The following is a 24,825-nucleotide window of genomic DNA, read 5'->3' as shown; positions in this document are numbered from 1 at the left end:
TTTCGCGCTCCAATCGCTATATAATACTTCGCGATTTCCAAATAGATCGGTACGGTATGCGCGACTTTCTGCAACAAGCTAAACAGACTCACAGTTGTATTGCGATTGGAGAGCTGATCTATTACCCGAAGACACAGACCCTTCATCAAGATGCTATCGCGATTGATCTTGAACCTCGCACCATTGAATTATTAGAACTGCTGTTAACAAGCGTTGGCCACCCACTCTCTGCTGACACCATTATTGAAACCATTTGGCAGAGCAAGTTCATCTCTAAGAATGTGCTCACGAACCGCATTAGCACCTTACGTGCACTGCTACAGCAGTACTTACCCGAATACGATGCCGCTAAGCTTTTAGTCACTTACCCCCGCAAAGGCTACTTTCTTAACCCTGCCAATATTCGTTTAGTGCCACCAGCGAAAAACCATCGGCGCGTTATCTCAACCCAGGTGGCGAGTAATAAGAACTTCAAGCTGATTTTCGCTTACAGCTTATGTGCCATACTTGCGGTATGTAGCATGACGCTCGCAAGCTTGTTATGGCAACGCCAAGAAATCTCAACACAACAAACGCGTCATCAACTACTGATTCCCAAAGTCGAGCTACTACTCAACCGTGTCGATTCAATCGGCTCTCAGGCGCGAAAATACCGCATACTGGTCAAAGCCATCTTGCTGCAACAACAGGTCGAATATCCATACACCGACATCGCCAACCAAGATGCTCCCAGTTACTTTCTTGATCCTATCGGTCATACGCCATATTTCCCTGGCGCACGAAACATGCAGACCAGCGACTACGAGCTCAATATCGAGTTAAAAGACGGCACAAAACAGGGCATCTTGAAAGCGCAGATGAACCTTATTTATCCTGCGACGGGCAAGTTGGCGTTTCGCAATGAGTACACACTGCGTTTATCTGACTTACAATCGGATATTTTCCAAATGCATTCGGATGTCGCGCAATACTTCAATCTGCCTGCACCTTCGGCAAGTTCGTGGCAGCTTTCGAATATTCACAAAAAAATGTTATTCGAGAATGCCTTTTCTAGCCAACCTCTCAGACAATCTGATGAGTTTGCGGCTATAACAACGGCAAGACATCTCGCCTTATACGAGCACGAACATCAAAAGCTGGAAGCGTATTTAACTCAAGTACAATCGTCGTTTGATGTTTTGCCAGATGAGCTGAGCCTCTGGTTAGGTCTATTGCATTTCAAATTAGGTAACTTAGACAGGGCAAAAGCTCTGTTAACGACACCAGATGGCGACTCACGTATCCAAAACGCACTGATTTATACCTTTGTGTCTCACATTGCTTATAAGCAGAACAAACTTGAACAGTTCCGTCTCAACTACATGGAATCACTGGTGGCGCTGCTGCGCGTTTTACCTTCCGAAACCTTGTTTGAGCGTCTTTCTCAATCTGAATCAAAAGAGACTTGCCTCCAACCGTGGAAAACGTTGCATGTTAGTGTGACCGATCAAGAAATCATAAGCCGATGGAAAGCGCTCATTAACGAGTATTGCACTAATGTGGCCAACGAAATAACCACCAATAAAACAAAGACCTAAATATAAAATTAAGCTTTCGTTAACCCCTGTTAGCTTTTGTTTTTTGCCCTTTTTCTCTCGCTGAACTTAGCATGCTCGCATTCAAGCAACGGCCCAACATGAAGCGGCCTTATCAATCAGGAATGTAAACCATGCTAAACAAAATGACGCTTATCGCAGCAGCAACTCTGGCTCTTTACGGCTGTGGCGGAGGTTCGTCTTCTGGCAGTGCGAATCCAAACAAAGTGCCTCAAGAAAGTTTCGACGTCTCGATTCACAACTCAATCTTCGCTCCCACGCCAAGCACACAGCTAAACTACGCATTTAGCTTGGATGGCCAACCAGAAGGCGACATGAAACTGAGCTTCCAAGCGATGGATCGCGAGCAAATATTGGCAGCATTGGCACAAATCCCAAACAGCGAGGCAATGGTCCAGTTGGTTAATGACTTGGTGAACTACGGCGCCGAACAGTTCTACTATTCAGACGAGCAGTACAACGACGACGAAGAGAGCAATACGCTTTACTTTGTAGGATCAGATGGTGCACTCCATGAAATCACTGACGCTTATTTCATTGGTCATCAGTTTATTGCCATGCTTATGCACAGCAGTCCGATTTTCCGCCTAAACGGTGACGACGTAAAAGAGAAAAGCCCGAATATTGACATCGGTGAAGAAACTATGTCTCTGCAAACCACTCTTACAGGCTACGCAGTTCACAACCTTCTAGACCGTTTTGAAGATCATGAGTGGGTACAAAACCTTCCTATGACAGCATCTTGCCAAGTGGTTTGGCAACAGCAAATCCGAGAGACTGGTGTGCGTAAAGCGTTCTCGATCTCAGGCAAGAAAATTGAAGCGGCATACCTGATGGAAGAGAACATCTACAACCTAAACTGTGATGATATGGACTCAATGGAGTTCGCCACTTCGGCAGAACGTTGGTTTAATCCGAGCTTAGGTCTGATTGAAAAAATTGAACTGCTGAAAGTACAACAAGTACAAATCAACGAAGAGAAAGTGCAGCTAACAGCGATTGAAACAAAATAAGCTCGCATTTTTTAGAGATATCTCAATAAAAGAAGGCTTTGGGGAGCACACCAAAGCCTTCATCTCGAATATCAATCTTAGGGGTGATGACACCCGAGTTTATTCTTCTATCAATAAAATACGAGTTTCGTAAGGTCGTAACACTTGATGGTTTGACGCGACTGCGCTCGCTGAGTTTTGATAGTTAGATAGCAAGTTTTTCGCTTTACTCATATCAAAACGTTCTGGCAGAACGCATTCCACCTCTTCAGCATAGTAGTTATTGATACACAGCAGCGTTTGCTTATCGTTCTGACGAGCGTAAGCGAAAATACGTTTGTGCTCTGGCAGCAGGTCCTCGTAACGACCATCGGTGATCACTGGAACCTGTTTACGCAGTTCAATCAGACGCTTGTAAAAGTAGAACACCGAGTTTAAATCGGCAACCGCAGCTTCAGCATTGATTTCAGTGTAATTCTTCGCCACTTCAAGCCAAGGCGTGCCCTCAGTAAAGCCCGCGTGTTTTGCACTGTTCCATTGCATTGGTGTACGTGAGTTATCACGCGACTTCTGTGCCAAGATCGCCATCATATCGTCATGAGATACACCATCACGGTTGACCATGATGTCGTACATGTTAGTACTTTCAACATCACGATATTGGCTGATTTCGGTATAACCCGGGTTGGTCATGCCGATCTCTTCCCCCTGGTAAACATAAGGTGTGCCTTGCATCATGTGCACTGATGCCGCAAGCATCTTGGCAGATTCAACACGGTATTGCTCTTCGTTACCTAATCGGCTGACAACGCGTGGCTGGTCGTGGTTACACCAGAACAACGCCCCCCACCCTTTGCCATTTAAGCCGGTTTGCCAATGATTGAAGATCTGTTTTAACTGAATGAAATCAAACGGCGCTTTGGTCCATTTTTCACCATTTGGATAATCGACTTTCAGATGATGGAAGTTGAACACCATGGATAGCTCTTTGCCGTCTAGCGAAGAATATTGCTGGCAGTGCTCTAGCGTGGTGGAAGACATTTCACCCACCGTCACGCTGCCGTATTTTTGAAACACAGATTCGCTAATCTCTTGAAGGTATTCGTGCACACGTGGACCATCCGTGTAGAAACGACGACCATCACCAATATCGTCACTTGGAAAATCTTGCTGCTTGGAAATCAGGTTGATAACGTCGAGACGGAAACCATCCACTCCTTTTTCTGCCCAGAAGCTGATGACTTCTTTCACTTCTTCACGCACTACTGGGTTTTCCCAGTTTAAGTCCGCTTGCTCTTTAGCAAAAAGGTGCAAATAGTACTGGCCTGTTTTTTCATCCAGCGCCCAAGCGTTGCCACCAAACTTTGATTGCCAGTTGTTTGGTTCAGCACCATCTACCGGATCTTTCCAGATGTAGTAATCACGGTATGGGCTGTTTTTATCACCCAGTGCGGATTGGAACCACTTGTGTTCTGTCGACGTGTGGTTCACTACAATGTCCATGATGATACGAATGCCCAACTGATGCGCTTCTGCTAGCAAAGTATCGAAATCTTCCATAGTGCCGAACTGTGGATTGATCGAGTAGTAATCGGAGATGTCATAACCGTTGTCGATCATTGGCGATTGGTAAACCGGCGTCAGCCAAATCGCATCCACACCAAGATGCTTAAGATAATCCAGCTTAGAAATGATCCCTTTGATGTCGCCCGTGCCTTTACTGCCACTGTCACAAAAGCTTTTTGGGTAAATTTGATAGATGGTTGCGGTTTTCCACCAGCTCTCATCATGCTTGGTCATAGCCATTTCTAACACTCACTTACCAGTAATCGGAAACTTAAAATTTGAAAAGAAAAATAGGAGGAGGCAGCCAAGTCACTGCCTCAAATAGAATTACGCGTTTGCAGGCTCAAGCTCACCTTTGGCTTGTGCACGCTTATAAAGAATTAACGTTAATGCAGCAGGTACCAGCATTGCGACTAACATAGCCAAAGCAAAAATGCCCCAGAACTGCGGTTGGATAGACAAGATGCCCGGCAAACCGCCCACACCGATACCGTTCGCCATTACGCCCGCACTACCACAAATAGCAGCAGCACACGCACTACCGATCATCGCGCTCAACATTGGGAACTTGTATTTCAAGTTGATGCCGTACATCGCCGGTTCAGTCACGCCAAGGTAAGCAGAGATAGCCGCAGGCACTGAGATATCACGCTCGCCGTGTTTTTTACTGATGATAATGATGCCGACGACCGCAGACGCTTGAGCAATATTTGAAAGCGCAATCAGAGGCCAAATTGGCGTGCCGCCTAGCTCTTGCATTAATTGAAGGTCAACCGCGTTGGTGGTGTGGTGAATACCAGTAATGACCAATGGCGCGTATAGGAAGCCGAAGATGGTTGAGCCAATCATTGCGAAGTCACCCGTCATGGCTGCTTTTGCTGCGAATGCCACGCCGTCACCCAACATACGACCGAATGGACCAATGATAGAGTGCGCAAGAATCACAGACACAATGATTGAGACAAACGGCACGACCACTAGGTAAAGGTAAGACGGAATGATGCGTTTTAAGTTGGTTTCAATAAACGCCAGAGCCATACCAGCAAGCATTGCTGGAATCACTTGCGCCTGATAGCCCACTTTCTCGATGGCAAATAAGCCAAAGTCCCACACTTCGGGTACTTGCTTACCAATCAGGTAGGCGTTCATCAACTGTGGCGAAACCAATGTTACACCAAGCGTGATACCCAGAATCGGAGTACCGCCGAGCTTTTTCACTGTCGACCAACACACGCCAACCGGTAGGAAGAAGAAGATCGCCTCACCAATCAGCCATAAGAAAGAGTGTACCGTTGCCCAAAACTGGCTGATTTCCGTTAGCGTTTGACCATCAAACATCTTGATGTCGCCAATAACGTTACGGAAACCAAGGATCAGACCACCGGTGATGATCGCTGGTAGCAGTGGTACAAAGATTTCTGCAAGGTGGGAAATACCACGCTCAACGATATTCATGTTTTGACGAGCAGCGTTCTTCGCTTCGTCTTTGCTGGCTTCACTTTTACCCGTCAGTCCGATCAGTACCTTGTAAACTTCATCCACTTCAGTACCGATAACCACTTGGAACTGGCCTGCGTTGGTAAAACAGCCCTTCACCATCGGTAATGCTTCTAACTGTTTCGTATCTGCTTTGTCCGTATCATTTAGAACAAAACGCAAGCGAGTTAAACAGTGACTTACACTGGCAATATTGTCCGGCCCCCCGACCAGCTCAATAAGACGCTCCACGTCTTTACGCGCAATCTTACTCATAATTTTGTCCACCCTGTATTGGATACATTCGATTCATCATTTTGTTTTTATAAATGGGAACATTCCCATTTCTTAATTTTAATATTGCCATTCGAAGACAAAAAACAAAATGGGAACAGTCCCATTAATTGAGAATGATCACAGTATAATTTTAGAGCAGATCGTTTTAGTGTGGATTAACAAACGATAGGCTGTTGAGTAAAGTGAACCACTTCCTCATCGCCATTTAATTGATTGATCAGCATGTTAGCGGACTTCTCACCTGCAAGGGTATAACCTGGGTCGACACTAAACACTTTAGGAAAAAGGAAAGAGAGCAATTCATTACCACCAACACCTGTCACAACCACGTCTTCACGTCCTAACTCTTGAAGACGCTTAATCACGCCCAACGCGATAGTGTCACTGGCGCACACGATGGCCTGAGTGTCAGATTGAAGGACTTTGTCTACCAACTGATAAGCACTTTCATGGCTCAACTTACCCGTTTGGAAACAAGGTGCAATTTGCTTGCGTTGACACCAAGCTTTATAAGCATTTAGACGAGCTAAGCCAGTGGTTTTGTCTTCAGGATCAACACCAATATAAGCAATGCGAGATAAAGATTGCTGCTCAAGGTGAGACAAAGCCATGTCTATCACACCTTGGTTATCGTAGTTGATCGAGGAAACCATTTGCGTGTCCATCGCGATCACGACGATACGATTCCCCCACTCCGCCAATGCTCGCTCATCACATCCAGTAAAGCCAAACACGATCACCCCATCGACGTTGCGACGTTTAAGCACATCCAAATGTTCATTGGTTTTATCGCGATCGAATTGGCTCTCCATGATCACCGCATCATAACCAGCGGAATACAAAGCATTGAGCATTGTACCAACGGCGCGATTTTCTGATGGTGAATCTAAACGGGAGATGATAACCCCAATAACTTTTTGGCTGCCGCCACGCATTGATTGCGCAGATTTGGACGGCACATAACCAGATTCACGAATGATTTGCTCAACCTTCTCTCGCGTTTGGGGTTTCACTTTTGGATCGTTAGTAAGCACACGGCTTACTGTCGATTTGCCCACGCCTGCCAATTTTGCGATATCAAGAATGGTGAGTTTTTTGCTCATAAGTGTTCAGATTAAAAGAAGGAATCAAACAAAAGGGAAGCAGTGGCTTCCCTTATCTCAGTCAGTAATGAAGATTACTTGTTTAAGTACGCAGGCACATCTGCAATGCTATCTAATACTACCGTTGCAATGGCTTCGCCCTGTTCCGTTACTGGCTTACCAGTGCGAACCAAAATCTTAGTGCCAACGCCTGCCGCTTCTGCTGCCATCATGTCTTCAGCTTTATCGCCGATCATCACAGATTTCTCCATGTCGATCTTCAAGAAGTCACGCGCAGAAATGAACATGCCTGGTTTTGGCTTACGGCACTCACAATCTTGCTTGTACTCGCCAATGCCATGTTCTGGATGATGTGGACAGTAATAGATACCATCGAACTCAACACCATTATCAGCAAAGTTCCAATCCATCCATTGAGTCAGAGACAAGAAACGGTCTTCACTGAATTTACCGCGTGCGATGCCCGATTGATTCGTCACTAACACTAGAAGGTAGCCTTTATCTTTTAGCGCTTTCGTCGCTTCAAATACACCATCAATGTACTCAAAATCATGTTCGTCATGAACGTAGCCGTGGTCAACGTTTATCACGCCATCACGATCGATAAAAACAGCAGGTTTTGCCAAAACGTATTTCTCTATTAACTCGGTTTAATCAGATTATTACATACCTTATAAACTTCAACACTATCTAATTCATTCTAGGCCTCGACAAAACGGTTGATTTGTTGGGCAAGAATCGGTAAATCTGAGGGTGCCCCGCCGTCTACCTCCTGCTTGTTATCTATACATCTTCGTTTCAAAACAGAACATCCATACATTTAGACGTCTAGACGTAAAAATATCTATTGACTTCATTCTGCTTAACCCATAGCATCAACTGAAAATTGAGATAAAGCTCAACATTAAGTTCTGTCAAAGGCCGTTTTTGACAGCGAAGTTCCCCGTATCTTTGGGCAGGTTGAAACATGATAGAAATAAAAAACGTCAATAAAGTGTTCTACCAAGGCAGTAAGGAAATCCTTGCCCTGAAAGACATTAACCTACACATCGACAAAGGCACTATCTTTGGTGTTATCGGTTCATCAGGTGCTGGTAAAAGTACGCTGATCCGCTGTGTCAACATGTTAGAAGCGCCGACCTCTGGTTCCATCATCGTTGATGGTGTGGATCTAACCAAACTCAGCAAAAAACAACTAGTCGAAACACGCCGTAACATTGGCATGATCTTCCAGCATTTTAACCTGCTTTCGTCTCGTACTGTGTTTGATAATGTAGCACTGCCACTAGAACTGGCAGGTAAAGACAAATCGCAAATCACAGCAAAAGTAACTGAGTTGCTAAAGCTTGTAGGCTTAGCCGACAAACACGAGAGCTACCCATCTAACTTAAGTGGCGGACAAAAACAGCGTGTGGCAATTGCTCGTGCATTGGCATCCGATCCTAGCGTGCTGCTTTGTGATGAGGCCACTAGTGCGCTAGACCCGGCAACGACTCAATCTATCCTTGAGTTATTGAAAGAGATCAACCGCAAACTCAACATCACGATTTTACTTATCACTCACGAAATGGAAGTCGTAAAAAGTATCTGTCACGAAGTAGCAATCATCGGTGGTGGTGAGCTGGTGGAAAAAGGCACCGTTGGCGATATTTTTGCGCACCCTAAGACAGAGCTAGCGCACCAATTCATTCGCTCAACGCTGGATCTTTCCATTCCTGAAGATTACCAAGCTCGTCTGCAAGCAGAGCGTGTTGATGGCAGCTACCCGTTGGTTCGCTTAGAGTTTACTGGCGCAACCGTCGATGCACCGTTAATGTCGCAAATTTCTCGTAAATACAATATTGATGTGAGTATTTTGAGTTCCGACCTTGATTACGCTGGTGGCGTGAAATTCGGCATGATGGTCGCAGAGCTATTTGGTAACGAAGAAGATGACAACGCAGCTCTTGAATACCTGCGTAAGCACAACGTAAAAGTAGAGGTACTTGGTTATGTCCTTTAATACGATTTCTGAATGGCTGAGTTTAAACAGCAAACTACTTTTAGGTGCAACGTGGGAAACGCTTTACATGGTTGCGGTTGCCGGATTAGTCGGCTTTGCTGTGGGTATTCCATTAGGCGTAATCCTCCATATTACTAAGAAAGGCGGCCTACTTGAAAACACCAAACTAAATAGCGGCTTAGGCGCTATCGTTAACATTGGTCGCTCAGTGCCATTCCTCGTACTGATGGTTGCGATTATTCCAGTGACAAAAATGCTAGTTGGAACCTTTATCGGCACAACCGCAGCAATCGTCCCACTGACTATTGGCGCCATTCCTTTTGTCGCTCGTCTTATTGAAGGTGCTTTATTAGAAGTACCGACAGGCTTGGTGGAAGCAGCGCAGTCAATGGGGGCGACACCAACACAGATCATCACAAAAGTTCTACTACCTGAAGCAATGCCGACTATTGTTAACTCAGTAACGATTACCTTGGTCACTCTCGTTAGCTACTCAGCTATGGCGGGTACGGTAGGCGGCGGCGGCCTAGGCGACGTAGCCATTCGTTACGGTTTCCACCGCTACGATGTAACTATCATGGCCGTGACTGTCGTGATGTTGATTGTTCTAGTACAGATTATTCAGTCTATCGGTGACGCAGTGGTGCGCCGTGTAGACCACAGATAAGCATCAAAAATACAAATTATAAGGAGATAAAGATGAAATTTAGCCTTAAAGGTCTTTTGACTGTAGCAACGGCCGCCTCTGCTCTTGCTCTAGCGGGTTGCGGCGACAAAGAAGTAGACGTAAACAAAGTAAAAGTTGGCGTTATTGCTGGTGCTGAAGCACAAGTAGCCGAAGTTGCCGCTAAAGTAGCAAAAGAGAAATACAACCTAGATGTTGAGCTAGTAACATTTACCGATTACGTAACACCAAACGCCGCTCTGGATGATGGTTCAGTAGACGCGAATGCGTTCCAGCACAAACCATACCTAGACCAACAAGTGAAAGACCGCGGCTACAAACTGGCTATCGCGGGTAACTCATTCGTTTACCCTATTGCTGGTTACTCAAAGCAAGTAAAATCAATTGATGAAATTCAAGATGGCGCACGCATCGCAGTACCAAACGACCCAACTAACCTAGGTCGCTCACTACTGCTTCTTGAGCAGCAAGGTTTAATTACGCTACGTGATGGCGTTGGTCTACTCGCTACAGTACGTGACATCGTAGGCAACCCTAAAAATATCGAAATCATTGAACTAGAAGCTCCACAGCTTCCGCGTTCATTGGATGACGTAACGCTATCTATCATCAACACCACTTACGCAAGCTCTATCGACCTATCGCCAGAGCGTGACGGCGTGTTCGTTGAAGATAAAGACTCACCATACGTAAACCTAATTGTCGCTCGCGAAGAAAATGTTAATGCGCAAAACGTACAAAACTTCGTAAAAGCTTACCAAACGGAAGAAGTTTACGAAGCGGCAAAAGAACTGTTCAAAGGCGGTGTTGTGAAAGGTTGGTAATCCCACTTTTCAAAACATGACTGAAAACAACGTTCTAAACACAAAAGGGCTGATGTGAAAACATCAGCCCTTTCTATTTGTCTATCTACCCATTTAAGTAGCTTCAATTCGCTACTTAAGATGGTCCCAAGAGATATTCGACACGATTCGGCAGTCATCACACTTAAAATGAAATATGTCATGTAGTGGCTCATCGAGTAGCCACTCGCCATCGCATTTTGGACACTTGCGCGCTTTCTCGCTCTCCAGCGACTGACCACCGACACGATACTGGTAATAGTACGTAGGGATCTTCGTGATGTATTCGATACGGCCACGTAAGTCCCAACCTCGGCGAAACAGCACACTATCCACATCGCAAATTTCGTGCAGCGCCGCATGTTCCGCTCGGCAACCCCCTGCCATTTGGATTTCATCACACGCTTGCCACTCAGTCTGCCACTTAATGACGGCTTTATGGTCTCCATTAAGTGTTGGCTCATTACGATACAAAGGAATTGGCAACAGGGTTTCACCACTTCGCAAAGGCGAACACGTATGAACATAAGTCGTGTACAACACTTGCCAGCTAGGTGTCTCTTCTTCGGCTGCTTGTTCTGAATTCAAATCACGCCCCAGCATACGCATTTTCGGTGCAAGCAAAGACGCATCCGACAAACGGTTCATGCACACTTTGACGAAATCTGAGTGATAACGTGGATGCAAGCTGTCTTGTTCTGGGCAAACAACACGAACGAAAAATTCACCTTCTCCCATCACTATCGGAAATTCACGACCTAATACTTGGCCGTTGTAACGCAGAGCATCCATCAAGCCATTAATGGCTTTGTCTACCGCGCTGACGGTGGTGTTATCAAAACACTCAAACTGCAACTCAACAACATACATACTTAGACGGCAGCCTCTAACTTATTCAAGAACTCAACCAATGAATCTGCCAATACATCACGTTTAGAGGTGCCCAAACGCTCTAGAATCACATTGCCAGTGAGGTTACAAATAGAAATCACATCCATTTCCTCATCTGTCGCTGCGATAAATACTGTTGGTTTAAGTTTCAAGCGGCGCTGCGTCACCAAATGACCAAGAATATTTTCTTGTAGACGCACGAAATCGTCATCGCTCCAGACTTGCAGCAGCGTCAACGAATTACCTTGCCAAGTTGCCTCCATATCAGCGCAGTATTGAGAACCATAAAAGGCTTTAACATCATCTTGCAGTGACAACTCAATCGCATTTTCCACATTGGTGAAATCGGCCATTTCATCACGTGCGACCGCTTTCCAAAGCACCTTTCCATCACGCTTCTCTTCGACACAAGGAGAAACAAGCTCTGCAAGCTCTTCACTGCTTGGCAACTCATTGTGCTTAGCTTGCCAAGCTTGTTGGTAGCGCAGGCTGAACTCTTGTAGCGCCTGAGTAACGTTTGGGGTCATGAAGGTCTCCTCATTCCTTATTTATCAGATAGCCGTACTTGCCGGATGGCAATTGACCAGCGGATTCAGTAAAATTCTCGCCATTCTAATCGAAAACGACCACAAAGTATGAGCAAATATTCTGACTCTAAAGAGCTTGCTGGCCTAACACTAGGTAAAACGACCGAGTATGCGAACCAGTATGACCCAAGCTTGCTGCAACCAGTCCCTCGCAGCCTGAACCGAGATGACCTCCAGTTAGGCGATACTCTGCCTTTCATGGGGCACGACATTTGGACGCTGTACGAACTGTCTTGGTTAAATAGTAAAGGTTTACCACAAGTGGCCGTTGGCGAAGTATACATTCCAGCCACCAGCGCAAACTTGATTGAATCGAAGTCTTTCAAACTGTACTTAAACAGCTATAACCAAACCCGCTTTGCAAGCTGGGAAGAAGTGACTGAGCGTTTAACACAAGACCTTTCTGAATGCGCAGGTGAAAAGGTGCTGGTTGAGGTGAATCCAGTGACCCACTATACCAATCAACCTATCGTGACAATGGACGGTGAATGTATAGATGACCAAGACATTGACATCACCAGTTACGATTTTGATGCCGATTTGCTTGAAGGTGCGGCAGGTGAAATACAAGTTGAAGAGGTGCTACATAGCCACCTATTGAAATCAAACTGTTTGATCACTAACCAACCAGACTGGGGCAGTGTAGAAATTCGCTACCAAGGCGCAAAAATAGATCGTGAGAAGCTGTTACGTTACTTAGTGTCTTTCCGCGAGCACAATGAGTTCCACGAACAGTGTGTAGAGCGTATTTTTACGGATCTAATGAAATACTGCCAACCAAGCAAACTGACCGTATTTGCCCGCTATACGCGCCGTGGAGGCTTGGATATCAACCCTTACCGCTCAACGGAACAAGATAAGCCAGCTCACAATCACCGTATGGCTCGTCAGTAAGCGCATAGGCAACAGAAATAAGTTCGGCAATCTAAAGGGTTGCCGGACGTTTTTATTGTCCAAGCATGTTACTATATCAAATGGCTTCAACCCGTATTTAAACGGCTAATTGAGGCTTTTCACCGTTATCGCCATATCTAAAAACAGTTCGAGGGAACGAAAGGATGTTTTGGGACAGTTCGCGTCTATTCAAATTGATTGGCTTTCTTTGCTTGCTGTTTGTACAGCCACTTCATGCAACCATTTTATCGTCCGCGTTACTCAACGAAGCACAACAATTGGCGGAAATAGAGCCATCACAAGCAAAACAAGCGGCAACCAACTATTTGTCACAGCGTGAACTAACAGAACGCAAAGAAAGTGACAGCCCTTCAGCCATGTCTCGCGACGAAACAGATCGTAGCGTTCGCACACCAAGCAGCACCATCGAAGCGCACAAGATTATCGCTCAGGCAGATTACGCCATGGGTAATGTTCGTTCGGCTATCGAGCACCTAAATAAAGCGGAACGCTTAGCGCAAGAATATCAATTGCCGTACATGGACTTAGATCTCCAGCTGATGCGCAACCAAATGATTTGGATGTACGACGAAAACTACTCAAAAGCGGAAGACACGCTTAACCAAATTGAACAACAGCTCGATGAAGCCGATGCCGTATTACAACGCACCGACAGCGTTCGCTACCGACTAGTGATGCAAAGAGCACTCCTCGCTTCACATAGTGGCGATATCATTAAAGCGGAAAACTTGTACTCTGAAGCAAAGACCATGCTTGACGATAGCCGCTCTGAGTTAGCCTTGATCGACTACTACACTGCCGTCGGCGAGTTTTACCTCAATAGCAAGAAATACAATTTGGCTTTGTCAGAACTGCTATACGGTTATTGGCAATCTATTGAAAGTAACAGTGGTGCAAGATTAGCAAAAGTGAATCGCCTTTTGGCTAGGCTCTTCCAGGAGCGACGAGTGTACGACAAAGCGATCGAATACTTATCTCAAGCCGCAGATTTTTATGACTCTTACCCTAGCTCTCCGATCCTAGCGGACGTCCTAGAGCAAATGGGCGACATCTACTTTTATCAGGGTAAGTTTAACCTTGCGTTAGTGCATTACTTCAACGTGCTTGACCATGAAAGTACCAGTAAGAACATCAATAGAATCATTAAAATTCGCTTAAGCTTGGCGGCTACCTACCTACAACTCTATAACTACGCGCTAGCAGAGCAGTACTTAGACCGCTCTAAAGAGCTTTTAGAATACACCAATATTCCTAAGCTTGAAGCAAAGGCTGCCCTGCTTCAGTCAGGTCTGGCTTATCATCAAAATGACAGTAAAGACGTCATTACTAATGCAAAGCTGGCGTTAGCGCTTGCTGAAAAGTCACCTGAAAATAACAACTTCATTAAGCAGCAGTCATACCGTTTACTTGGGTTGGGTTACGAGCAGGCAGGCGAATACAAACTTTCTCTGCAAGCTTATAAAAAATACACCAACCTCGTTCGTCTAGAACAAAAGCAGCTTAACCAAATCAGTGAAGATGCGTTCCGTCAGCAAAAAGAATTTGCCGAACAAACCATCCATTACATCGGTCAATCAGAACGCTTGGAGCAAGTGGAAAGAGAGCATCGTAAATTCCAGAAAATCTCATTTGCATTGTTTATTACTGTATTGGTCATGTTTTTGTTCATTATGCGCCGTGGTGTCATTATGCAGCGCCAAGCAAGTGAAATCGAAAAACTGCGTAACGACCTCTTCACCCACTCTCGCTCTCGTTTACGTAACTTGCGTATGCTGAACGTTAAGCTGTCTCGCTCATTGAAAAAGTCGAGCGAAACTTTCGAGCAATGGCAAATGGGTGAATTGATCCACGAACCACTTAATGATCGCCTACGCTTTGTTATGATCGATTTGCCATTCTTACGAAGCATGTACGTCCATAACGGCTATAAGGCAGGTCTAGAACTAGAACGTGCATTTGGCGACTTCCTTGCGGAAAAAATAGAAAAACCGTCGCGTCTTTACCATTTCTCAGATGCGAACTTACTCTACATAGAACCGAACGCTGACCGTGATGCTTCTGCCGAAGTCATGTTCGAAAAATTCCAGACTTGGGTGGATGAGTTCGCACAGCAGCACAACGTCAATCGTATTATTCGTATGGGCATCAGCGATTATCCGTTCTTACCCCGAGCCTACACTGCAATTAACGATGAGGAATTACTCGATCTGTTGTTGCTTGCGACTCACATCGCACGAGAAGTCAGCTTGAAGGATAAGCAAAGCCACTGGGTGTTCTTAAAAGCCATCGATAATGCGCCTGCTGCTAGCTTTGCAACAGGTAACATAAGAACTGCCTGTCAACATGCCATTAGCCAAGGCCTGATCAAGATCCATTCGTCCTACAAGAATGAGGACGACATCAAGAAAATATTAAAAAATGGATAATTAAACGCCTGTTGAACGTAATAACTAATGACGCTATAAAGTTTTTTGTTATTATCAGATAATTATCAGTAGTACATGGACTTAACCGTAGTCACTTCATGGGAATCTTGGAATCCGATATTCAGTCGCAGCTGCATCAGCTGAGTTGTCAACTTGACCAACTCAGACTGACTCATCGTGATACTTCACTCAAATTCAAACGTGAACAACAAGTTCTTAAACGCGTTGTGGCATCATTGTCTTCAGCTTGCCAGGGTTCGAACACTCAGGTATCCAACTACCTATTTGAAATCCAACAAGAGCTGCAACATCAAAAAGATATCAGCACTCTTATCCCGCGTTTAGCGGTATTAGAGAGGATGCTCAAACAGCAGTCGAAGACGATGGATAAACAAAACGGTTACCTTGACGAACAAATCAAGCACAGTGGTGAAACACTGCAACGTGTCACGGGCTTACCTGCGCAGTTAAAACGTGAACTACGGAACCTGATGAGTTTCTCTGAAGTTCACGCCAGCAATAAATCTGATCAAGCCACTAAGCTACTGAGTATTTACGAACGCGCTCTGAAAATCATTACGTCTAATTCACGTCTACATCTTAGTGAATTTGAAAACAATCCTGACAGATCTCAACTTGAATGCTTGGCCAGCGACCTTCAACATACTATTACAGAGCTGGATTTCGAGGGAGAATCAGGCGATAGATTGCTGGATATTCGCGCTAAGTTGCTCCTTGGCGTGAGTGCCGAGTCTCTCATTGAGCTTACGCTCTCAACGCTGAAATTGGTTGTCGAAGCAACAAAGTTCGAGCGCGAGGCGTCTAGCCAATTCCTTGAACAGCTGAACACTTCTCTCGCAAGTAACCTAAAAACCGTTCATCAGAACGTCGACCAGCATCATACCTACTTTAAACACCGCCAAGAGCTCAACACAGAAATGAACAGCTTGGTTGAATTGAGCCAAAAGTCACTTAATCAAGCTCAAGATATCGCGGTTGTGAAAAAAGAAATCACACCTCTTCTCGAAAAAATGGCGTCGCTGACAGAGCGATTGAAAATGACGGAAGAGCGAGAGCAAGCGCTGCAAGAACGGTTAAGTTACAGTAAGAACCAACTCGAAGCGGTATTTGAAACTACGCAAGATTATCGTCGACGCTTAGATGACCAAGCTCAGCGCATGTTGCTTGACCCGCTGACTAAAGTTTATAACCGCACTGCATTTAACGATCGACTAGAGCTAGAGTATCGCCGTTGGATTCGCTCTCAGCAAAACCTTCGTGTTGTGCTGTTTGATGTAGACAATTTCAAAGCGGTGAATGATAGCTATGGTTATACGGCTGGCGATAAAGCGCTGAAGATCATCGCTCGTACTATTAACAAACGCGTATCAGAAACAGAAACAGTGGCTCGCTTTGGTGGCGAGGAGTTCATTCTACTCGTCCCGGAACAATCTGAAGAATACACACTGGATCTGATTAAGCATATCCAGCGTGATATTAGCCAATTACCCTTTAAGTTCCGTGAGCAAAATATCATGATTACCTTAGCTGCTGTATCGACGTCTTTCAAAGAGTCCGATACGCCAGAGTATGTGCTCGATCGTCTTGGCAAGATGCTTGCGGACGCTAAAAAACGTGGAACAAACCAGCTTAACTGGAGCTAAGATTCGTACAAAAAGCGAGCAAACAAACCAAATTTGGTGCAATCTGCGCTTTATAACCACCCATTTTCAACGAGTTATCACATTTCTTCCCTTTTAGTCTGCTAAGCTGTAAAAACCCAAGTCACTTCAAGATGATGTATTTATAAAAGGCAAATGTATCATCTTGAGGTTGCTTGGGAGTTGATAACCATAAAACCAAATCGGCCAACTACCTTTCATCAAACCATACGTATAACACCAAAAAGGTAAGTTGGTACTTTCCCTCAAATTAATGCAACACAAGGAGGCGTTATGATTACCCATATAAGCCCCGCTGGTAGCATGGACTTGCTATCTCAACTAGAAGTAGAGCGCTTAAAGAACACAGCCTCGAGTGAACTTTATCAGCTATACCGTAATTGCACATTAGCGGTGTTGAACTCCGGTAGCCATACCGATAACTCGAAAGAACTGCTCGATAAATACCAATCGTTTGATGTCAACGTCGTGCGTCGTGAGCGTGGTATTAAGCTTGAGCTGACTAATCCGCCAGAGCACGCTTTTGTTGACGGCGAAATAATTAAAGGTATCCAAGAGCATCTGTTCTCCGTATTGCGTGATATCGTTTACGTAAACATGCATTTGGCAGACGCCCAACGGCTCAACCTTACTAACCCAATTCACATTACGAACCTCGTGTTCGGCATTCTTCGTAATGCCAGAGCATTAACTCCAGGTATCGCACCTAATCTTGTCGTATGTTGGGGTGGTCACTCTATCAATGGAGTGGAGTATCAGTACACACGTGAAGTGGGTAACGAACTGGGCCTGCGTGAACTTAACATCTGCACAGGTTGCGGCCCTGGTGCAATGGAAGGGCCGATGAAAGGTGCAGCAATTGGGCACGCAAAGCAACGTTATACTCAGCAACGTTATCTTGGTTTAACCGAACCCTCGATTATTGCTGCCGAGCCACCAAACCCAATAGTAAATGAACTGGTCATCATGCCCGACATCGAAAAGCGCTTGGAAGCTTTCGTCCGTATGGCTCATGGTATCGTTATTTTCCCAGGAGGCCCGGGCACAGCGGAAGAGCTACTGTACATTCTTGGCATCATGATGCACCCGGATAACGCCGATCAACCAATGCCTATCGTATTAACAGGACCAAAAGAGAGTGAAGAGTACTTCCGCTCTATTGATGAGTTCATTCGCGACACACTTGGTGAGGAAGGGCAAAAGCACTACGAGATCATCATTGACGACCCGGCAGAAGTCGCTCGTATTATGAAACGCTCCATGGACTCGGTACGCCTTCACCGAAAAGAGAAAGGCGATGCGTACAGCTTTAACTGGTCATTGAAAATTGAGCCAAACTTCCAACTGCCATTCGAGCCTACTCATGAGTCGATGGAACAATTGGATTTAAGCCTAGATCAAGAACCGCAAGTTTTAGCGGCCAACTTGCGTCAAGCCTTCTCTGGCATAGTGGCAGGTAACGTAAAGGCTGAAGGCATTCGAGAAATAGAACGTAGAGGGCCTTTCACCATTCATGGCGACGCAGTCCTCATGAAAAAACTCGATAAGTTGCTAAAAGACTTTGTCGAACAGCACCGAATGAAATTACCTGGCGGTTCAGACTACGAACCGTGTTATCGAATCGCTCACCCGGAAATTGGTGGTCGATAGTCAGGCTAGCATTCGTTACACTAGGGGCATTACGCCCCTTTTTTATTGCTAAGTCATTATGTCTATTCATCTTGTTATCATTGATGCCCTAAACCTGATCCGCCGAGTGCACTCAGCACAACCAGATCCAACCGACATAGCAAGAACCATAACCACAACGCAAAGAACCCTCACTCGCATTCTGTCAGAGGCCAACCCGACACACATCATCGCAGTTTTTGATCACCACGAACAAGACAGAGGTTGGCGCGCTGAAATTCTCCCTGACTATAAGCAAAACCGAAAACCAATGCCTCTGCCACTACTGCAAGGGTTAGATGCGATTCAACAAGCGTGGTGGGAGCAAGGTATTGATTCATTGCTGTCTGAAGGCGATGAAGCAGATGATTTGGTTGCTACACTCGCAACGAAAGTGGCCAGCCATGGTGAAAAAGTCACCATCGTTTCGACTGACAAAGGTTACTGCCAGCTACTTTCCCCTACCCTACAAATCCGTGATTATTTCCAACATCGTTGGTTAGATGAACCATTTATCGAAAAAGAGTTCGGCGTAAAACCAAGTCAACTAGCGGATTACTGGGGATTGACAGGGATAAGCTCTAGCCAGGTTCCGGGCGTACCTGGAATTGGCCCGAAAGCAGCGAAAGAGATTCTCACTCAGTTTGAGAGTATTGAAGCTGCCTACGCTAGTGAAGATCTCGTACCGAAATACCGTAAAAAATTGGATGAGCACATTGAGTCTGCTCGTTTATGTAAACGCGTCGCCGCTTTAAAGTGCGATATAGAACTAGGCTTTAACTTGCAAGATATTCGCTTTTTAGGGCCAAACAAAGCGGAGTAGTGCCCGATGGTAGTTTCACACAATGAAATCCGGCAGATATTAAAAAAGCGCCATTTGAAGGCGCTTTTTCTATTCTAATCACTATCCCCAAAAGACTCAGGGAATAAAGTTAGTAAGGTGAAATATTCGACAGACATTGGATATGAATCGTGATTTCTTCACGATCATGATACAAATGTTTAGCTTGTAGCTTGAACTTTACCTTATTATCAATGAGGAACTGCTTCAGATTTTCAAGGTCTTGCAGCACTTCGTCATAACGCCCTTTCATTGGCAGCTTAAGGTTAAAGATGGCCTCTTTTGCCCAACCTTTTAACAGCCACTGTCCCATCAGGTGAGCAACACGAGCTGGCTTTTCCACCATGTCACAAACAATCCATGTTACGTTCTTGCGGTCTGGTTCGAACTTAAAGCCATCCACCATATGGTGCTTGATCTGGCCAGTTTCCATCAAACTGTCTGCCATCATGCCGTTATCAACGCAGTGAACGAACATTGAGCGCTTCACTAATTGGTACGTCCAACCGCCTGGACATGCACCTAAATCCACACCCCACATACCTGGTGCCAAACGCTCATCCCACTCTTCACGTGGAATAAAGACATGAAATGCTTCTTCCAGTTTAAGTGTTGAACGACTTGGGGCGTCTGCTGGGAATTTAAGGCGAGGGATACCCATGAAGAACTGTGAGTTGTTGTCAGTGTAAGAGTAACCAACGTAACAGTGGCCAGGCTCAACAAAGCAAATGTGCAGTACTGGTTTTTTCGCGTTATCTTTGTTCAGCATTAAGCCTTTGCCGCGCAACGCTTGACGCATTGGGACGGTAAACTTACGGCAGAATTTCAGTAGCTCTTTCGCTTCATTTGTATCTGGCGTTTCAATTCTCAAATCACCACAACGAGGGAATGCTTCAATGTCTGCTAGTTCATTCAAAATTGGACTAATGCGGTCATCACTTGGCAACGATTGAAACTCAGCTGCTACCGCAAACATTTGTCGAGCAAAAATTAAAGACTTAAAGTCTAAACCTCTCGCAAGTTTGTCGGCATCTCCATCTTGGTAACACTCGAAGACAACATAACCTGAGTTTCTCTTCACACGAGGGAAGCCATACACTTCCAACTGTGTCGCTTTGTCCTGAATTTCACCAGCACACTCTTTCTCAAAGCCAGAACGGCAATAGAGCATTAGTTGTTTCACTTGGAGACCTCTTTGATATTGAACGCAGCAAAAAAGAACAGACACCAACCAATCATGAACAGTAATCCTCCCACAGGAGTAATTGGCCCAAACCACTTAATGCCCGTCAGCGCCAGCGCGTAAAGACTGCCGCTAAAACAAAAGATGCCGATAATAAAGCAAATCGCCGCAATGAAAAAATATTTTTGTGCTTTTTGTCCCAAATTGAGCAGAAGCAGAATGGCACAAAACACAATCGCCAACGTGTGAATAAATTGATACAGAACTCCGGTCTCAAATACACCGAGCAAATAAGGGGCCAGTGTCGCTTTTAGCCCATGAGCAGCAAATGCTCCAAGAGCGACCGAAAGCAGCCCAGACAATCCAGAGAATGAGAGTAACCACTTACTTTTCACTGTACACCTCTTTTATAAACGCCGCTAACTGCTCTATCGCGAGTGTAATGTTACCTACTTCAGTATGACCTGAGATCTTGCGCGGTTTGAAGCTGTGGTCACCATCAGGTAAAAAGCTCACCGTTACTTGTGACGAAAGGACGAAATCATCGAATTCCTCACGCTTACCAAAGGTGTCTCGTTCCCCTTGAAGAATCAGCGTAGGTTTCTCAATGGTTGCTAAGTGCTCGCCTTTGTATTTCTCTGGCTTTCCTGGCGGGTGAAATGGAAACCCTAAACAGGCAATGCCCGCCACCAGCTCATTTTCAGCCAACAAGCTCGACATACGACCGCCCATTGACTTACCACCAATAACCACGGGAGAAGAAGTAAAGTGAGCGATCACTTCGCTGTATGCTTCGAGCAACTTTGGCGCGCGATCGGGCGGACGCTTTTTGCCATCTTCCGAACGTTTCACCATGTAAGGGAAATTAAAACGCACTACACGAATACCTTGCTCCACTAATCCTTTGGCGACCGCTGTCATGAAGTCATGCTCCATCCCCGCACCTGCGCCGTGAGCGAAAATAAACAGCGGTCCGTTTTCAGGTCCCTCAGCTATCCAGTGATTCATCCAATACTTCCTCTTGTTCTTTTCTCGCGGTTGCTAACATCCAATCTCTAAACGTTGCGATTCGGCCCATATCTGCCTGCTGTTCATGACACACCACATAGAATGCATTCTTAGATATCAACACCTCGTCGAATGGTGCAATGAGTCGCCCGGCTTCCATTTCAGGTTTGGCGAGTACGTTGTTACCGAGCGCGACCCCCTGACCGTGCGCAGCAGCCTGTAGCACCATCGTTGAGTGACTAAAAATAGGACCGTGGTTTACGTTGATGCCTTCAATGTTGTAATGACGAGCAAACTGCTTCCAGTCTTTACGCGAAGTATCGTGTAACAAAGTATGTAATTTGAGGTCACTTAAAGATTCTAATGGTTTGTTACCCAAAAGTAATGAAGGTGAACAAAGTGGGATCAAAAACTCTTGGTACAATTTATCTGCTCGCAAACCTGGCCAGTTCCCACGGCCATAGTAGATCGCCACATCAACATCATCAGTCAGTGAGCCTTCATCCATATCTACGGCTTTAATACGGACATCGATATCGGGCTCTTGAGCATTAAAATCGGCCAAACGAGGTACAAGCCATTGGATAGCAAAACTCGGCGGTAGGCTAATCGTCAATGCCCCTTTTTCGCTACGTTCCAACACCTTATCTGTCGCTTCCGCAATCGAGGTGAAAATATCTTTGATATCGAGAAAGTAACTTTGGCCTTCTTCTGTTAACAACAAAGAACGATTACGTCGACGGAAGAGCTTCAATGATAAGAACTCTTCAAGCGCTTTAATCTGGTGACTGACCGCGGCTTGAGTAACAAATAACTCTTCTGCTGCTCGTGTAAAACTGAGATGACGAGCAGCCGCTTCGAAGACTCGAAGCGAATTTAATGGAGGCAATCTGCGAGACATATGGGACCTCTAATAGGATTAGTTTTTTTAATCTGAAACATTATAAAATGTCCGTTGTCGAACAGCCAGATAAATTCTATATTTCACCCCGCAACACGGGCCTGAACGGCTTGATTTCTTTGGAAATCAATTGGCTTCGTTGTTGCGATGTTGTGTTTGCAAACTCGTATTTCGAGTTAGGTAGATTTCTACCATAATGTTTTGTCCACACTCCCTGTGACAAAACATATACTTCCTGTATTTATTTTTGACCTGTCTGTCAAATTTGTTACACCGCCTAAATTAGGCGGTGTTTTTTTATCTATCAAAAATCTCATCCGCATATCTGGCAGCAATATCACTTTATTACTCTTCTTTCGGATTAATTATCGTTATATCAACACAAAGTGTATGGCTTTGCGATGAGCCTCAACATTATGCTAAGTAATGGTTGTCTGTAACGCGATCAAAAACAAAAAAGGCGCAAATTGATGTCTCAATTTGCGCCTTTTAACGTATTTTAACAGTCAGCTATGGACGGTAAACTTTTACGTTGCTGAAGCCTTGCTCTTGCAAGTAAAGCGCTTGCAGACGGCTCATCACACCGCGGTCACAGTAAAGTAAGTATGTCTTAGACTGGTCTAAGTCACCAAACTGTGTACCCAGCTTGTAGAAAGGGATATGTTTCACATCCACACCTTCGATTTCAAGTGGGTTATCGTCTTCCTCTTCAGGACTACGAATATCTAGCACAACCGCGTGCTCTTCTACCGCTTGAACTTGCTCTACTTCTGGTGCGGCTTGCTCAGACTCTTTCGCGATATCACGAATGTCCATCATGCGAGCTTCTTGAACCACTTGCTCAAGGATACTAAAGTCGAATTTCTCTTCTTCAGCTTCTAGCTTGCCTTTCACCGCTTTCACGGTTGGCTTCTTAGAGATAACACCACAGTATTCTGGCATTGTCTTGGCGAAATCTTCTGTGCCGATTTCACGTGCTAGATTGATGATGTCTTCTTTATCCCAGTTGATAAGTGGACGCAGAATCAGCGTGTCAGTTACGTTATCGATGTGGCGTAGATTGGTTAGCGTTTGGCTCGATACTTGACCTAGTGCTTCACCTGTTACCAATGCTTCGATCTTCATCTTCTGAGCGATCATGCCTGCTGCACGCATAAACATACGCTTCAAGATCACGCCCATTTGGCCGTCATCGACTTTCTCTAGGATTTCCGCAACCACAGGCTCGAAATCAACTGAGATAAAACGTACTTTTGCTGAAGAACCGTATTTGTTCCATAGGTAGTGAGAAACCTGCTTAACGCCGATTTCGTGTGCTGGACCACCTAAGTTAAAGAAGCAGTAATGTACTTTTGAACCACGCTTGATATGAAGATAGCTTGAAACACCAGAATCGAAACCACCCGAGATCAGGCTTAACACGTCTTCTTGCGTACCCAGAGGGAAACCACCTAGGCCTTTATGACGAGACAATACTTGGTTTAGCTTGTCGTTCGAGACTTCTACCTTGATCGTCACGTCTGGGTTTCGTAGCTTAACACTAGCGCTTTCAATCGCTTGATTTAAACCACCGCCTACATAACGCTCTAGTTCAATGGAGGTAAAGTCATGCTTGCCACGACGCTTCGCACGTACAACAAAGGTTTTATTTTCGAGTGCAGCACGGTTGAGTTCTAGCACTTGCTCGAAGATATCGTGCAAGTCTTTAAATTCAGTTTGCTTCACTTCCAGTACGTGGTGAATGCCTGGTGTATGAGTCAAAACCTCAAGAACTTCAGCGTGGAATTCGTTACTCTCAGAGGTCACTTCAATGTGATCACGACGGTTAAATACCGCGACAGACTCCGTGCGGCTCTTAATGATGTTACGAATGTTGCACTCTAAAATCTTTGTGAAGCGCTTACGCACAGATTCACTTTTTACAAAAATTTCTGGATGGGGCTTTACAATAAATTTCATAGTCTAATTCGCAGGTTAGTTTCGCAATCAACAAAGAGTGACACTCAACTTCAATACTTCATACGCAGTAAAACCGCGTTTCAGTCACAAAAAGTAGTCTGAGCTCACTTTTAAGGCGCAAGATTATACACCCAAGCGGATTGGAAAAACAAAAAAAGCGAGCAATCTGCTCGCTTTCTTATCTCTTTACTGACTTAAAACTAAAG

Annotated in this window: 21 protein-coding genes; 10 read left to right on the top strand and 11 right to left on the bottom strand. The window is 45.1% G+C overall.

Annotated elements, in window-relative coordinates; all coding sequences use genetic code 11:
• Positions 1 to 56 precede the first annotated feature (56 nt).
• Both L3V37_RS18535 and L3V37_RS18530 read left to right on the top strand, forming a co-directional pair.
• The gene (locus tag L3V37_RS18535) at positions 57 to 1,577 is read left to right on the top strand and encodes a winged helix-turn-helix domain-containing protein (protein ID WP_237306742.1); all 1,521 of its coding nucleotides are present in this window, start codon (positions 57 to 59) and stop codon (positions 1,575 to 1,577) included.
• 131 nt (positions 1,578 to 1,708) lie between these two features.
• Positions 1,709 to 2,608, top strand: coding sequence for a hypothetical protein (locus L3V37_RS18530; protein ID WP_237306741.1), 900 nt, complete (start codon positions 1,709 to 1,711; stop codon positions 2,606 to 2,608).
• Between the two features lie 99 nt (positions 2,609 to 2,707).
• On the opposite strand, the gene treC is transcribed toward L3V37_RS18530, so the two are convergent.
• The 4 genes from treC to gmhB form a co-directional block, all read right to left on the bottom strand.
• The gene (gene treC, locus L3V37_RS18525) at positions 2,708 to 4,393 is read right to left on the bottom strand and encodes an alpha,alpha-phosphotrehalase (RefSeq protein ID WP_086046562.1); all 1,686 of its coding nucleotides are present in this window, start codon (positions 4,391 to 4,393) and stop codon (positions 2,708 to 2,710) included.
• An 87-nt stretch (positions 4,394 to 4,480) separates the two neighbouring features.
• A complete protein-coding gene (gene treB / locus L3V37_RS18520) occupies positions 4,481 to 5,905 on the bottom strand; it encodes a PTS trehalose transporter subunit IIBC (RefSeq protein ID WP_005381959.1) in 1,425 nt (474 codons plus the stop codon).
• Between the two features lie 176 nt (positions 5,906 to 6,081).
• Positions 6,082 to 7,029: a trehalose operon repressor TreR gene (gene treR, locus L3V37_RS18515; protein WP_005381960.1), complete on the bottom strand. Its 948-nt coding sequence runs from the start codon at positions 7,027 to 7,029 to the stop codon at positions 6,082 to 6,084.
• Positions 7,030 to 7,103: 74 nt separating this feature from the next.
• The gene (gene gmhB / locus L3V37_RS18510) at positions 7,104 to 7,655 is read right to left on the bottom strand and encodes a D-glycero-beta-D-manno-heptose 1,7-bisphosphate 7-phosphatase (protein WP_005381961.1); all 552 of its coding nucleotides are present in this window, start codon (positions 7,653 to 7,655) and stop codon (positions 7,104 to 7,106) included.
• 341 nt (positions 7,656 to 7,996) lie between these two features.
• Between gmhB and metN the strand changes: the two genes are divergently transcribed.
• The 3 genes from metN to L3V37_RS18495 are packed head-to-tail and all read left to right on the top strand — an operon-like array spanning position 7,997 to position 10,540.
• Positions 7,997 to 9,031, top strand: coding sequence for a methionine ABC transporter ATP-binding protein MetN (gene metN, locus L3V37_RS18505; protein WP_053306522.1), 1,035 nt, complete (start codon positions 7,997 to 7,999; stop codon positions 9,029 to 9,031).
• Positions 9,021 to 9,698: a methionine ABC transporter permease gene (locus L3V37_RS18500; protein ID WP_005383604.1), complete on the top strand. Its 678-nt coding sequence runs from the start codon at positions 9,021 to 9,023 to the stop codon at positions 9,696 to 9,698. The genes metN and L3V37_RS18500 overlap by 11 nt, the downstream gene beginning before the upstream one ends.
• A gap of 32 nt (positions 9,699 to 9,730) precedes the next feature.
• Positions 9,731 to 10,540: a MetQ/NlpA family lipoprotein gene (locus L3V37_RS18495; protein WP_005381966.1), complete on the top strand. Its 810-nt coding sequence runs from the start codon at positions 9,731 to 9,733 to the stop codon at positions 10,538 to 10,540.
• A 111-nt stretch (positions 10,541 to 10,651) separates the two neighbouring features.
• On the opposite strand, the gene L3V37_RS18490 is transcribed toward L3V37_RS18495, so the two are convergent.
• Together L3V37_RS18490 and syd are read right to left on the bottom strand one after the other, a co-directional pair.
• Positions 10,652 to 11,428 carry a Zn-ribbon-containing protein gene (locus L3V37_RS18490; RefSeq protein WP_005383605.1) on the bottom strand — a complete coding sequence of 259 codons (777 nt, stop codon included), beginning with the start codon at positions 11,426 to 11,428 and terminating at the stop codon, positions 10,652 to 10,654.
• 2 nt (positions 11,429 to 11,430) lie between these two features.
• On the bottom strand, positions 11,431 to 11,976 hold the full coding sequence (gene syd, locus L3V37_RS18485) for a SecY-interacting protein (RefSeq protein WP_025768899.1): 546 nt from the start codon (positions 11,974 to 11,976) through the stop codon (positions 11,431 to 11,433).
• Positions 11,977 to 12,084: 108 nt separating this feature from the next.
• Between syd and queF the strand changes: the two genes are divergently transcribed.
• From queF to xni, 5 genes are all read left to right on the top strand, one after another.
• A complete protein-coding gene (queF, locus tag L3V37_RS18480) occupies positions 12,085 to 12,930 on the top strand; it encodes an NADPH-dependent 7-cyano-7-deazaguanine reductase QueF (protein ID WP_237306740.1) in 846 nt (281 codons plus the stop codon).
• Positions 12,931 to 13,094: 164 nt separating this feature from the next.
• The gene (locus L3V37_RS18475) at positions 13,095 to 15,377 is read left to right on the top strand and encodes a hypothetical protein (protein WP_017635678.1); all 2,283 of its coding nucleotides are present in this window, start codon (positions 13,095 to 13,097) and stop codon (positions 15,375 to 15,377) included.
• A 98-nt stretch (positions 15,378 to 15,475) separates the two neighbouring features.
• On the top strand, positions 15,476 to 17,041 hold the full coding sequence (locus L3V37_RS18470) for a diguanylate cyclase (protein WP_130545263.1): 1,566 nt from the start codon (positions 15,476 to 15,478) through the stop codon (positions 17,039 to 17,041).
• A 291-nt stretch (positions 17,042 to 17,332) separates the two neighbouring features.
• Positions 17,333 to 18,709, top strand: a complete 1,377-nt coding sequence (gene ppnN, locus L3V37_RS18465; RefSeq protein WP_005383611.1) for a nucleotide 5'-monophosphate nucleosidase PpnN — start codon at positions 17,333 to 17,335, stop codon at positions 18,707 to 18,709.
• A 58-nt stretch (positions 18,710 to 18,767) separates the two neighbouring features.
• Complete coding sequence (gene xni / locus L3V37_RS18460) at positions 18,768 to 19,550, top strand: flap endonuclease Xni (RefSeq protein WP_005381982.1); 783 nt, start codon at positions 18,768 to 18,770, stop codon at positions 19,548 to 19,550.
• 109 nt (positions 19,551 to 19,659) lie between these two features.
• Here xni and rlmM read toward each other — a convergent pair whose 3' ends face one another.
• The 5 genes from rlmM to thiI all read right to left on the bottom strand — a co-directional run bounded on the left by rlmM (position 19,660) and on the right by thiI (position 24,619).
• Positions 19,660 to 20,751, bottom strand: coding sequence for a 23S rRNA (cytidine(2498)-2'-O)-methyltransferase RlmM (gene rlmM, locus L3V37_RS18455; protein WP_017820611.1), 1,092 nt, complete (start codon positions 20,749 to 20,751; stop codon positions 19,660 to 19,662).
• Positions 20,748 to 21,146 (bottom strand): DUF423 domain-containing protein, encoded by a 399-nt coding sequence (locus tag L3V37_RS18450; protein ID WP_047010151.1) that lies wholly within the window; start codon positions 21,144 to 21,146, stop codon positions 20,748 to 20,750. Before L3V37_RS18450 ends, rlmM begins: the two co-directional genes overlap by 4 nt.
• Positions 21,136 to 21,759 carry an alpha/beta fold hydrolase gene (locus L3V37_RS18445; protein ID WP_017820609.1) on the bottom strand — a complete coding sequence of 208 codons (624 nt, stop codon included), beginning with the start codon at positions 21,757 to 21,759 and terminating at the stop codon, positions 21,136 to 21,138. The genes L3V37_RS18450 and L3V37_RS18445 overlap by 11 nt, the downstream gene beginning before the upstream one ends.
• Positions 21,740 to 22,660: a transcriptional regulator GcvA gene (locus tag L3V37_RS18440; protein WP_005383616.1), complete on the bottom strand. Its 921-nt coding sequence runs from the start codon at positions 22,658 to 22,660 to the stop codon at positions 21,740 to 21,742. Before L3V37_RS18440 ends, L3V37_RS18445 begins: the two co-directional genes overlap by 20 nt.
• A 510-nt stretch (positions 22,661 to 23,170) precedes the next feature.
• A complete protein-coding gene (gene thiI / locus L3V37_RS18435) occupies positions 23,171 to 24,619 on the bottom strand; it encodes a tRNA uracil 4-sulfurtransferase ThiI (protein WP_005383617.1) in 1,449 nt (482 codons plus the stop codon).
• Positions 24,620 to 24,825: the final 206 nt, after the last annotated feature.

Origin of the sequence: Vibrio sp. D54, from assembly GCF_021728075.1 — a bacterium.
GTDB lineage: Bacteria > Pseudomonadota > Gammaproteobacteria > Enterobacterales > Vibrionaceae > Vibrio > Vibrio alginolyticus.
Note: the sequence above shows the minus strand (reverse complement) of the source record. Positions and strands in the feature narration are given on the sequence as shown.